Genomic DNA, 12,263 nt, shown 5'->3' with positions numbered 1-12,263 from the left:
AACTCGATTACTTCATCTGTTGAACTTGTTGTTGAAGCTGCTCAAGTTGCTTCATCTTGCCTTGCAGACCCAGTGACTGGTAGCTAATTTCAGATGGGTTCATAATAAGACCTTGTTGCATTGGGTAATTAGGCAGAGTTTGGAAGAAATCACCCAGTACATCTTGGATTGGAACAAACAGCCACATGTTGTCTGCCATCCAACGTAAGTACATGCCTGACTCATGTGGTGCTTTCTCAAACGGGTCAGCACGTAAATGAATAATTTGTGGCCAGTTTGGAGAGAAGCGAACCGCATTTGAAATGTCGCCTTCCAACACCGCAAAGTTTAGTTTCCAGTCATGCCAACGCACAGCATTCAGTTCGCCGTTTGCAGTAAAGTACAATAGAGACTCGCGAGGTGCTTCTTCAGTTTTGCCTTCAAAGAACGGTTTAAAGTTATAGCCGTCAATGTGAACACGCCAATCTTTGCCGTTAGCTTTATAGCCTTCAGCAAGTTTCTCCTTTACATCAGGAACACCAGCGGCATCTAGTAGTGTTGGTAGCCAATCTTGGTGAGCCATCATTTCATTGATGCGAGTGCCTGGTTCAATCACGCCTGGCCAGCGAACTAACTGAGGAACACGCATTCCGCCTTCCCACGTCGTGCCTTTTTCACCATGGAATGGTGTCGCACCGCCATCAGGCCAAGTTACTGTTTCTGCACCGTTATCGGTTGTGTAGATAACGATGGTGTTGTCAGCTACATCTAACTCTTCGAGTTTATCAAGTAGAACACCAACGTGATCATCATGTTCTAACATACCGTCGGCATAGATCGAAATACCAGATTTACCTTGATATTTTTCCTGTAGTCGAGTCCATACGTGCATTCGCGTGGTGTTATGCCAAATGAAGAAAGGTTTATCAGCTTTTACTGCTCTTTCCATAAATTCTAGCGAGCTTTCTAGGAACTCTTCGTCAGCGTGCTCCATACGCTTACGCGTCATAGGACCAGTGTCTTCAATCTTACCATCCGCATAGGACTTAATTACTCCGCGTGGGCCATAGTTCTTCCGGAACTCCGGATCTTTCGGGTAGTAATATGTCTCAGGCTCTTCTTCTGCATTAAGGTGGTAAAGGTTTCCAAAGAACTCATCGAAGCCATGTTTGGTTGGTAGGTGTTCGTCTTGATCGCCTAAGTGGTTTTTACCAAACTGTGCGGTCATATAGCCTTGGTCTTTCAGAAGATCGGCAATAGTGGGCGCCCAGTCTGGGATACCGTGTGTGGAACCAGGCATACCGACAGTCAGTAGACCGGTACGAAACGGTTCTTGTCCGGTAATAAATGCAGAGCGTCCCGCAGTACATGATTGCTGTCCATAGTGATCCGTAAATAGTGCACCTTCATTAGCAATACGGTCAATGTTTGGGGTTTCGTAGCCCATCATGCCCTGGTTATACGCGCTAATATTCCAGTAACCAACATCATCACCAAAAATCGCTAGGATGTTTGGTTGGTCTGCTGCGACTGCTGCCGAAGATGTAGCAACTAGGCCTACGCCCATTGCAATCTTACTTAAGTGGTTCGCCATTCTAGACTCCATCGTCTTTTAACTTATTGGATTTGAACGAGACACCTGACGGTATCTGTATGCTCGGCACTTTAGGTCAGGCTAGGGGCAAAGTCGTCTTATAGAGACTATAAAAGAAAGTTATATTGGTATTGCATGGGTAATAAAATCAGTGGGTTATACAGAGGAGAAACGCTGTTTATATCTTTTGAGAGAGTGTGACAATATTCTCAATTACAACCTATGAAACTGTGAGGTTGGAACTAAGAAAAACGCTTTGATTAGTGGAGGTTATGCATGATTGCGACTATACGTTAATGGGCAGGACGCAACCAACTAACGTAGAGGTATACATGACAACGACTACAAGGTTTAAGCGGAGCTTAGCTGTATTGGCTACCGCGTTAATTGGTGTTTCAGCAAGCAGTTATGCTGAGGATAAGCCCAATATCCTCGTCATTTGGGGTGATGACATCGGACAATCAAACGTCAGTGCTTATACATTTGGCTTAATGGGTTATAAAACGCCGAATATCGACTCCATCGCAAAAGATGGCATGATGTTTACAGATTATTATGGGGAACAATCCTGTACAGCAGGACGTTCGACATTTATTACCGGACAAAGTGTACTTCGTACTGGGTTAAGTAAAGTTGGTCTTCCAGGCGCTGACCTTGGATTGCAAGCAGAAGATGCGACCATTGCTGAACTGCTCAAACCGCACGGCTATATGACGGGCCAATTTGGTAAAAACCACCTAGGTGATAAAGATGAGTTCTTACCGACCAATCACGGCTTTGATGAGTTCTTTGGTAACTTATACCACTTGAACGCCGAGGAAGAACCTGAAAACGTCGACTATCCAAAAGATCCTGAGTTCCGTAAACAGTTTGGCCCTAGGGGCGTCATTAAGTCTTACGCGGACGGCAAGATTGAAGATACCGGCCCGCTCACTCGTAAACGTATGGAAACCGTAGATGAAGAGACGCTATCAGCGGCGCTCGATTTTATGGATCGCGCAGTTGAGGCGAAGAAGCCATTCTTCGTTTGGTGGAACGCGACTCGAATGCACTTCCGTACCCACGTTAAAGAAGGCAACTTAGGTAAATCAGGGATCAGCTTTTATGCTGATGGCATGATTGAGCATGATAACCATGTTGGTGAGCTCCTCAAAAAAGTCGACGAGCTCGGTATTGAGGATAACACCATAGTGTTCTACTCAACTGATAATGGTCCTCATATGAACACTTGGCCTGATGCAGGTCTGACGCCATTTCGTGGTGAAAAGAACACTAACTGGGAAGGCGCTTACCGAGTTCCAGCCATGGTTAAGTGGCCAGGGAAAATTGAAGCGGGTTCAGTGTCTAACAACATCATGCACCATATGGATTGGCTACCAACCTTCTTGGCCGCAGCGGGTGAGCCTGACGTGAAAGAGAAACTCCTCAAAGGTCACCAAGCGGGCGATAAGAACTTTAAGGTTCACCTTGATGGCTACAACTTCCTCCCATATTTAACTGGTGAATCAGAAGAGTCTCCACGAGCAGAGATTTTCTATTTCTCTGATGATGGTGATCTTACCGCGCTTCGCTACAACAACTGGAAAGTGGTCTTTATGGAGCAGCGCGTAGAGGGCACACTTCGTATCTGGGCAGAACCGTTTGTTACTTTGCGAGTTCCTAAGATTTTTAACTTGAGAATGGACCCATATGAAGTCGCAGACGTTACCTCGAACACATACTATGACTGGATGCTGGATAGGGTTTACCTGCTAGTACCAGCGCAGGTGTACGTAGGTAAGTTCTTAGAAACCTTCAAAGAGTTCCCACCAAGGCAAAAAGCAGCCAGCTTCAACTTAGATGAAGTGATGGATAAGCTTCAGACTCCAACCAACAAGTAATCAATAGTGACAAACGCTCCCACGAACAGGGAGCGTTTTTATTTGGATTCTTTTTCACACTTATTACATAAACTTGGATGGAATTAGCCTTGCGATACAGTAGACTACAAACATAAAACACAACAACGCTATTCAGATTTATCATGCTGCTAACCGCTACTCCCACTGCTGAAATGTTCACTCAACACGAGTTTCGCACTATCGAACTGCAACAACATTGCTTGGTGCTTCACTCTGTGAGGGCAGAAGTGCGGATTCCATTTTGTGAATGGAGTGGCAAGCTCAGTGTGAAAAGAGGGCTGATATGGTCCTCTATCACGGTTCACGCACATGAATCTGACAACAGACAAGTGCAATGGGTTGTGCAAGGCTTACCGTGGCAAGAAGCACAACGCTTTGCGAAGCATGCGGTATCGGTATATCAAAGCTGGCATCAAGAACAATGTGCGCTTCTGAAAAACTACCTACCTAAATGGGAGCAGGAGCTCAATCGCCTGCGAACATTACCGCAGTTTCTTCCTCAATCGATGATGAACAATTGGGTTGCTGAAGTAGACAGCCAGTTTCTTGAGATGAATATGTCGATTGCGGAAGCAATGCGCACGATGCCGAACCGAATTCAAAAACTGCTTCCTTGGATTGAGGATGCTCCCAATGCTTTGCAAGAGAGAAATGTAAATTGGTTAGAAGAGGAGCGGGAGAACTGGCAGGTGCTGTTTTCACAATCTGAATCCTCGCCAATGAACTATTCACAACAGTTGGCGGTTCTGCACAACAACGATCAAAACCTTATTCTAGCTGGCGCAGGGTCGGGCAAGACAAGCGTATTGATGGCGAGAGTATCTTATCTTTTGCAGAGTCATCTCGCGCAACCTGATCAAATCTTGCTGGTGGCATTTGGACGAGAAGCCGCGCAAGAAATGCGTGATCGTCTTGAGCGGAAACTGGGTAAGACTGCGGATGAAATTTCCGTGCTGACCTTTCACCAGCTCGGTCTTCAAATCCTCAAGGAAACGGAGATTCAACCTCCGAAACTTTCGCCGTTGGCCACAGAGTCTTCGCAAAAAACAGGTTGGTGTATTGAGTGGCTCAAAAAGCATTGGATGACACCGACCAACTTTAAACGTTGGCAAAAGCATTTGTCTAAGTGGCCTATTGCGTATTTAAAAGGCGATGAAGAGCTGGGTAGTCAAAGCGAGAACCCTAAGCTCATCGCCTGGCTGGAGCAGCAACTTGATCAGCTTATCGCCACAGGCTTAAGCAAAAAGGCCATTCAGGAAAAAATCATCGATGAGTCAGATTACACTCGCCTAAATAGTGAGCTTGCGCTCTGTTGGCCATGCTATCAAGCATGGCAAAAAATGCTCAAAGACAACGATCAAATTGATTTTACCTCGATGATTACTAATGCCACGAAACGTGTTTCGTCTCGTAAATTTTCATCGCCGTGGAAGTTTATTATGGTCGATGAGTATCAAGATATCTCGCCGGATAGGCTTGCTCTTGTACAATCGCTGTGTGAACAGAAGGGTAATACGGCATCATTGTTTGCTGTGGGGGATGATTGGCAGTCGATATACCAGTTCACGGGGTCTGATGTGGATCTGACCACAGAGTTTGGTCAGCGCTTTCCTGATTCTTCAATCCATTTACTCGACACGACATATCGATTTAGTGACAAGCTGCTTGAGGTCTCCTCAGACTTCATTCAGGCCAATCCAACGCAGCTCACCAAGGAGATCAAGAGCCATAAGTCGGTTAAACAAAAGGCGGTGGTAGTAGAGCACGGTAACCGCGTTGAAAAGATCCTAGATGACCTTAATAGCAAAGCAAAGGTGACGAAATCAGTGCTGTTGTTAGGTCGCAACCATTACCACAAACCTGAGCTTTTCGACGATTGGTGCAAGCGATTCTCAAATCTATCGCTCGACTACATGACTTGCCATGCCAGTAAAGGTAAAGAAGCTGACTTTGTCATTATTGTTAATGCCGATGAGGGACAGTTCCCAGCGAAGCGTAAGTTTGTTCACCTCAACGATGCGCTGACTTCTGGCACCGATACATACCCTCATGCCGAAGAGAGACGTTTGTTTTATGTCGCAATGACTCGAGCCAAAGTGAAGGTTTGGGTGACTTACCAATCCTCACCATCGCCGTTTGTTCGAGAACTCACGGAGCATGAACAGGTTATCGTAAAGAAGTAAGGCGCTCGTCGCAGAAAAACAAAGACCTCTGTTAAAAACAGAGGCTTTTCTTTTAGTATTTAGTATTCCTATTTGGGGCGTAATACTAAATTTTGAATACAGAGATGGCTTTATCCATATGTTGAGTTTGGTTTGATACCTTTTGAACTTCCTCGATACAAGCCGTGGCATTGTTCATATTGTCCGTAGAAATCTGGTTTAGGTCTGTAATCGACTCGCCTACTTGGTTCATTACGATGCCTTGCTCTTCAATTGCAGCGGCGATTTGTTCCGAGTTGGATTGAATACGCGTCATGTCATCAGATATTTGCTGAAGTGCGGTGTCGAGTTTCGCAGAAGCACTCAGTGTTTCCGCACCTTGGGTGTTGCACTGTTCGATATCATCAACGACGGTTGTCATTTGAGATTGAATAGCGGAGACAAGATTCGTGATTTCCTCAGTAGACTGGTGAGTACGACTCGCGAGAGCGCGTACTTCATCGGCCACAACTGCGAAACCACGACCTTGCTCACCGGCACGAGCAGCTTCAATAGCCGCATTCAGTGCAAGTAAGTTCGTTTGTTCGGCAATATCTTGAATGATGTGTACCGCTCCACCTATTTTGCCGACATGGTCATTAAGAGAGCGTATCTCGTTATTGCTTTCTGCGAGCACTGCTGAGAGTGATTGAATGTTGCTAACCGTATCGTCTACGAATTGACGGCTCTGTACCGAGTTGCTTGATGCTTGGTTTACCACATCTGCCGCGTGATGCGTCGTTTGCGAAATCTCATCAATAGTCGTCACCATCTGTTGTACTGCTGTCGCCATTGAGTTGGTGTGATCGCTTTGATTGTGGAGCTGTTCGACGACGTTTTGCAGTTCAGCACTCATGCTCGCACTGCTGTTTTTTAATTGGCTTGACTGTTGTTGTGTGTCAGCAATCAGGTGTTTAAAGCTGTCGATTAACGAGTTAACTGCCTGCCCGATAGAAGCTATTTCATTGTTGCCTTTTACGCTCACTCTATGTGTTAAGTCGTTGTCTTGTGCTATTCGTGAGATCGAAGCTTGCAACAAATCAACGTCACGACTGATCGAGCGAAGGATAGTTAGGATAAGAGCGATAATTGCCAAAATGAGACCGACGGAAATAGTCCACTTAATAGTCGTCAGTGACTCTACGGCTTCATCCAACGCCGTTACCATGGTTTGGTTGAATGCTTCGAAATCCGTTTCAATACTGTGTGAACGGCTACGAGTGTCACCTAGTAATCCTTGATTGTACTTAAAGCCAATCGTTGAGCGCTGTGCTAAAACCTCTGCACTGATTTGGTCTAGGTATGCAATGCCGGTAGGAGCGGTGGTAAGCTCAGAGCCTGATAAAACTGCTCGTTCCAGTTCAACCAATGCAACGCTAGGTTGTGACAGGATCTGTTTATCTAGCTCTGTTATGAACTGCCCTAGCAACCCCGACTGCTGTGACAATCCGAGCTGCTTGTATGCTGTGACAAGGCGAGTAAAGGTATCGCGATAGCTGGCAAGTTCTTGTTCTAGCTGATTTGGCAGGTTTACACCAGATTCGGAGAGCGTCAGATCGAGCTGTCGTTTTTGATCTAGGAAGAGTGCAGCATTTTTGGTGAACTTTTCTAGGTACTTTTCATCTTTCCTCAACAAAAAGTCTTTTTCATTACGGCGTAAGTTGAGCAGCGTCACTTCGAGCTTTCCTAGTTGAGTCATAGCGCTCGATAGGTTTTCTGCATGTCTAGCGAAATAGGTACTGCTTGTCAGTACTGCGAGAATCGCCATAAGAGACAGAGCCCCGAGAATGATAAGTTGATGCTTTATCTTCATATTGAACCTTAATTCTTTCTGTATCCTTACCTAAACGTCTTCAATGGGAGAAGACGAAATCATGCAAGTTTTGTTATTATTTGTTGTCGACACCCTTTTGGGTCGCGCAATATAGCAAGCTATTGATTTCTAGTCTCTGTTAGCAGTACTACAAACAAAAAAATGGAATCGACCGCATATTAAACGCACGAATATGTTTCCATATTGATATAAATATCGGTAATAGAACGCCGTTCTTTAGTGATTTTTCTCGATAATCGATTTTGAACCGACAGCGAAGGAGTTAACGTCTTGTTACAGCTGGAAAAGTATGACGCAATCATTTTTGATATGGATGGCACACTGTTAGACACCATGCCTAATCATGACAAAGCATGGGAGATTACGGCTGAGAATTTCCAGTTTCCGTATGATCAAGCGTGGTTACATTCATTAGGTGGAATGCCTAGCTACAAAATTACTGGTGAGGTCAATAAGCGTTACCAACTTAATCTAGACCAAGGTGAAGTGTCGAGATTCAAAATGCGTACCTTCACAACGTTGCCTTTTGAAGGACAAATCATTGAGCATACGTTCGAAGTGTACAAACAACATATAGATGTTAAACCAATGGCTATCGGTACGGGAAGCCAGAGAGATTCGGCAATTCGACTTTTGACAGAAGCGGGCGTACTTGACGATTTTGAGTGCGTGGTTACAGCAACAGAGGTGGAAAACCACAAGCCAAATCCAGATACATTTGTGATAGCGGCAGAAAAAATGGGTAAGGCGCCCGAGAACTGTGTGGTCTTTGAAGATACCCAACTGGGGCTTCAAGCCGCTCATGCTGCTGGGATGGATTGCTACCTAGTAACGGAATCTGGATTTGAGTTTTATCCGGTATAAACAAAAACGCCCCGTTCAAATGACGGGGCGTTTTATAGAGATTATTGAATTTCAAGTAGCTCTACATCGAAGATCAATACCGCAGAAGGTGGGATTGGACCGGTACCGCTTTTGCCGTAGCCTAAAGTGCTGGGGATGTACAAGCGGAACTTATCGCCCTCTGACATGTACTGCAAACCTTCCGTCCAGCCTTTGATGACTTGGTTCAGACCAAAGCTGATTGGTGTACCGCGATCGACTGAGCTATCGAATACAGTACCGTCGATGAGTGTACCGTGATAGTGCACTTTTACTTTGCTCGTTGCTGTTGGCTTTTCCGTGCCTTCACCTTTTTGAAGCACTTCATACTGCAGTCCACTTTCTGTGGTGATCACGCCTTCTTTTTTACCATTTTCAAGTAGGAATGCTTGTCCTTGCTGAAAGTTCTCTTCAGCGGCTTTGCTGTTACCCCAAGTACGGTAAATCATAAATGCTGCCAGAAGCAGAACAATAATAGGAATTAGAATTTTAGACACGAGTGTTCCTTTATTTTGTTTTTAGATAGTTGATAGTTTCAGCAATCTCATCGATTCCCTGATGGCCAGAAATCATGACTTCATACTTGCCGTTAACGATGAAGGTAGGTACAGCGTTAATTTGCGCTTCCATCGACACCGCTTCAGCCTGCTCTAGATAGGTGAACAACTGCTTTTGCTGAGCTTCATCGAGTGCGTACGGGCTAACCATGTTACGAGACTCGAAAATACTGTCCAGCTCGGCTTTCTTTGCGGCTCCATCAAGGTCACGGTCTTGCACCAGTGCAAACAAGCTGTCTTTCATATCCGCAGGGACCTTGCCGCCTTCAGATTGCATGACCGCTGTGTAGAAAATCATGGCAGCAATTTTCGCACTATCATTGAACATGACATGCATTTTGCCTAATTTGGAATCAATTTTAGACTCTAGTTCAGGCAGCATTGGCTCGAGGTTACGGCAGTGGCCACAGCCTAGAGAGAACACTTCCGTTACTTGAGGTAGTCGGTAAGTCGATAGATTGGTATCTAGGGTACGGTACTGTTTGCCTTCGGTTGGCGTAGAAGAATCGCTACAAGCAGCTACAGATGCAACGAGCGCGAGAATGGCAAGAGACTTAGAAAATGTTTTTAACATCATAATGCTTCTAAATGGATTGGATGCAGAGAGTTTAACGTTGAATGAGTAGACCGCACAAGAGGGGAATAAGCGAAAGATTTTTTGTAAAGGTTTCGCTGCTTTGGTCGATATAAACAGCATGATTGAGATTTAGGAGTTGGCGATGTTAATGCTAAAGCGAGTGGTGTGGTTAACCTCTGCGATTGTACTCGCAGGATGCAGTTCAGTGTCCGAGACAACCAGTAAGATGTTTCCAGAAATGTTAGAAACAGCGCCCCGCAGTGAGCACGACGTCATGCACCCAGAGTGGGCGGATGCTCCTATCATGTCGACTGCAAAAGTTGGTGGGCCAAATGGTCAATATCGAAGTCACTCTTGGGATGAGCTAGAGACCTACCTTGTGAATCAAGGGCTGGATTATGAACTCATTCCTGGTGACTACGTCATGATTCGCCTAAAACAAAAAATCCATTTCAATACGGGCTCTGCGAATGTCGCTGATGGTTCAGCAATGTGGTTGGAGCAACTGGCGAGTTTCTTGTCTCGTCAACAAGGTGTGGATGTGGTGATTGGTGGGCACACGGATAACACGGGTACTGTTCGCTTGAATGATTCGCTGTCTGACAAAAGAGCTGAGTCAGTGAAACGCACCTTGATTGGAAAGAACGTACCAAGACAGATGATTTATACCAGAGGGTATGGTGAGTACGTTCCTGCGTGTACGAATACGACTCAATTTGGTAAAGCATGCAATCGTCGTGTAGAGCTGACCTTGATTGTTGCCCAGTGATGTAAAACTCTTAATCTTAGAAATAAGAAAAGCGACGGAGAACCGTCGCTTTTTAGTATTTCGGCAAGCTTAACGCTAATTAGCTAAGACCAACAATGTTGCCTTCGTCGTCGAGATCTAGGCTCATAAATGCTGGTTTGTCTGGAAGACCCGGCATAGTCATTACATTGCCACAAAGTGCATAGATGAAACCGGCACCCGCACATAAGCGTAACTCACGGATAACGACATCAAAGCCAGTCGGTGCACCTTTTACACTGCCATCAGTAGTAATGGAAAGTGGTGTTTTAGCAAGACAAACCGCTAGGTTATTGAATCCATGTTTCTTGTAGATTTCTAGCTGCTGCTGAGCCTGGTAAGACAAGGTTACACGAGCCGCACCGTAGCCCACCTCACACACGGTCATGAGCTTCTCTTCGATAGATTGCTCTGCTGTGTATAGTGGTTTAAAGTTCGCGTCAGTTGCACATGCTTCAATGACTTTTTCAGCAAGTGCTACTGTGCCTTCACCACCTTTAGCAAAACCTTCACTAATAGCGACTCGGCAGTTGCTGTCTAGTGCTTCGACCCACTCTTGTAGTAGCGCAAGCTCTTGCTCACTGTCTTGCGGGAAGCGGTTGATCGCCACGACAGCAGGAACGCCGTATTTTGCCACATTGTTGATGTGCCATTTCAGGTTTTCAAAGCCAGCTTCTAATGCCGCAGTATCTTCGCCGTAGATGCTGTCTGGGATAGGAGTACCAGGCTTAAGATCGTATAGACCAGAGTTTGCTTTTAGACCTCGAAGCGTTGCTACAATTACTGCGCAATCAGGTTTCTTATCCGTCGCAGAAGCCTTGATGTTACAAGCCTTCTCAAAGCCCATATCAGAACCAAAACCACCTTCTGTCACCGTAAAGTCACTCAGCTTTGTGGCGATGCTATCAGCGATAATCGATGAATTACCGTGAGCGATGTTTGCAAAAGGACCTGCGTGGATAAGTGTCGGTACGCCCTCTAGCGTTTGCATAAGCGTTGGTTCAATCGCTTCTTTCATGCTAACCGCCATTGCACCCGCTACTTGTAGGTCTTCGGTGGTCACAGGTGTGCCGTCAATAGAGTAGGCAACAACAATCTTACCAATGCGGATACGAAGATCTTTTAAATCTTTCGATAGGGCAAGGATCGCCATTAACTCTGATGCTGCAGAGATATCAAAGCCATCTTGGCGCTCGTAGCCATTGATCGTTTTGTTTACTTCGTTTTGACCGACGGTGACCATTCGTAGGGCTCGGTCGTTGTGGTCGACAACGCGTTTCCATACCACGTTTTTACTATCAATCTTAAGCGCTTTAAGACCAGTGCGAGATTCAAATGCTTCAAAGCCTTGACGCTGTTCATGGTAAATACGCGCGTCAATCGCCGCGGCCGCCAGGTTGTGAGCAGCAGTCACGGCGTGGATATCGCCTGTTAGGTGTAAGTTTAGCTCTTCCATTGGTGCAACTTGAGAATAGCCGCCGCCTGCTGCGCCGCCTTTAACACCAAAAATAGGGCCCATAGATGGCTGACGGATACATGCCATTACGGACTTGTTTAGCTTCTTTAGGCCTTGAGATAAACCAATGGTGGTGACGGTTTTGCCTTCGCCCAATGGGGTAGGCGTGATTGCGGTAACGACAATCAACTTACCATCACGGTTGTCTTTTAGGCGCGAGACCGCATCCAGTGTCACTTTCGCTTTGTGAAATCCTTGCGGGTGATACTCGTGGTCAAGAAGACCAGCTTGTTTTGCAATGTCAGAAATAGCAGAGAGTGACGTCGTACGACAGATATCGATATCAGATAGCATTAACGGTCCTTAAAAAGCCACAAAATTAATGAGGAAAACGTTTGCGTCGAGATAATACTGGTTAAAAATGCTTTGTAAAGTTAAATATTCAGAGGGCTGTTCTAAAAGTAATCAGCCTCCTGTTATTTGTATGTTTTAAAA

The 12,263-nt window shown here is 45.5% G+C and carries 9 protein-coding genes; 4 read left to right on the top strand and 5 right to left on the bottom strand.

From position 1 onward, the window contains the following. Positions 1-7: 7 nt before the first annotated feature. Entirely contained in the window at positions 8-1,573 is a 1,566-nt protein-coding gene (locus tag LY387_RS25220) for an arylsulfatase (RefSeq protein ID WP_234496869.1), read from the bottom strand. Between the two features lie 332 nt (positions 1,574-1,905). Here LY387_RS25220 and LY387_RS25215 point away from each other — a divergent pair, with 332 nt between their 5' ends. Next, positions 1,906-3,453 carry an arylsulfatase gene (locus LY387_RS25215; protein ID WP_234496868.1) on the top strand — a complete coding sequence of 516 codons (1,548 nt, stop codon included), beginning with the start codon at positions 1,906-1,908 and terminating at the stop codon, positions 3,451-3,453. Between the two features lie 143 nt (positions 3,454-3,596). Next, positions 3,597-5,657 (top strand): DNA helicase IV, encoded by a 2,061-nt coding sequence (gene helD, locus LY387_RS25210; protein WP_234496867.1) that lies wholly within the window; start codon positions 3,597-3,599, stop codon positions 5,655-5,657. 85 nt (positions 5,658-5,742) lie between these two features. Here helD and LY387_RS25205 read toward each other — a convergent pair whose 3' ends face one another. Continuing rightward, a complete protein-coding gene (locus tag LY387_RS25205) occupies positions 5,743-7,488 on the bottom strand; it encodes a methyl-accepting chemotaxis protein (protein WP_234496866.1) in 1,746 nt (581 codons plus the stop codon). Positions 7,489-7,818: 330 nt separating this feature from the next. Here LY387_RS25205 and LY387_RS25200 point away from each other — a divergent pair, with 330 nt between their 5' ends. Further along, complete coding sequence (locus tag LY387_RS25200; RefSeq protein ID WP_234497858.1) at positions 7,819-8,373, top strand: HAD-IA family hydrolase; 555 nt, start codon at positions 7,819-7,821, stop codon at positions 8,371-8,373. A gap of 41 nt (positions 8,374-8,414) precedes the next feature. On the opposite strand, the gene LY387_RS25195 is transcribed toward LY387_RS25200, so the two are convergent. Both LY387_RS25195 and LY387_RS25190 read right to left on the bottom strand, forming a co-directional pair. Then, on the bottom strand, positions 8,415-8,888 hold the full coding sequence (locus LY387_RS25195) for an FKBP-type peptidyl-prolyl cis-trans isomerase (protein ID WP_042471405.1): 474 nt from the start codon (positions 8,886-8,888) through the stop codon (positions 8,415-8,417). Between the two features lie 10 nt (positions 8,889-8,898). Next, the gene (locus LY387_RS25190; RefSeq protein ID WP_234497856.1) at positions 8,899-9,522 is read right to left on the bottom strand and encodes a thiol:disulfide interchange protein DsbA/DsbL; all 624 of its coding nucleotides are present in this window, start codon (positions 9,520-9,522) and stop codon (positions 8,899-8,901) included. Between the two features lie 145 nt (positions 9,523-9,667). On the opposite strand from LY387_RS25190, the gene LY387_RS25185 reads away from it, so the two are divergent. Then, positions 9,668-10,294 carry an OmpA family protein gene (locus tag LY387_RS25185; protein ID WP_234496865.1) on the top strand — a complete coding sequence of 209 codons (627 nt, stop codon included), beginning with the start codon at positions 9,668-9,670 and terminating at the stop codon, positions 10,292-10,294. Positions 10,295-10,373: 79 nt separating this feature from the next. Here LY387_RS25185 and LY387_RS25180 read toward each other — a convergent pair whose 3' ends face one another. Then, positions 10,374-12,122, bottom strand: a complete 1,749-nt coding sequence (locus LY387_RS25180) for a formate--tetrahydrofolate ligase (protein ID WP_234496864.1) — start codon at positions 12,120-12,122, stop codon at positions 10,374-10,376. Positions 12,123-12,263 lie beyond the last annotated feature (141 nt).

This window comes from Vibrio maritimus, from assembly GCF_021441885.1.
Taxonomy (GTDB): Bacteria; Pseudomonadota; Gammaproteobacteria; order Enterobacterales; family Vibrionaceae; genus Vibrio; species Vibrio maritimus_B.
Note: the sequence above shows the minus strand (reverse complement) of the source record. Positions and strands in the feature narration are given on the sequence as shown.

Excerpts from the sequence above, each read along its gene's own strand:
- LY387_RS25215 (WP_234496868.1), top strand. The coding sequence starts at position 1,906 with ATGACAACGACTACAAGGTTTAAGCGGAGCTTAGCTGTATTGGCTACC.
- LY387_RS25200 (WP_234497858.1), top strand. The coding sequence starts at position 7,819 with ATGGATGGCACACTGTTAGACACCATGCCTAATCATGACAAAGCATGG.
- LY387_RS25180 (WP_234496864.1), bottom strand. The coding sequence starts at position 12,122 with ATGCTATCTGATATCGATATCTGTCGTACGACGTCACTCTCTGCTATT.
- LY387_RS25185 (WP_234496865.1), top strand. The coding sequence starts at position 9,668 with ATGTTAATGCTAAAGCGAGTGGTGTGGTTAACCTCTGCGATTGTACTC.
- LY387_RS25220 (WP_234496869.1), bottom strand. The coding sequence starts at position 1,573 with ATGGCGAACCACTTAAGTAAGATTGCAATGGGCGTAGGCCTAGTTGCT.
- helD (WP_234496867.1), top strand. The coding sequence starts at position 3,597 with ATGCTGCTAACCGCTACTCCCACTGCTGAAATGTTCACTCAACACGAG.
- LY387_RS25190 (WP_234497856.1), bottom strand. The coding sequence starts at position 9,522 with ATGTTAAAAACATTTTCTAAGTCTCTTGCCATTCTCGCGCTCGTTGCA.
- LY387_RS25205 (WP_234496866.1), bottom strand. The coding sequence starts at position 7,488 with ATGAAGATAAAGCATCAACTTATCATTCTCGGGGCTCTGTCTCTTATG.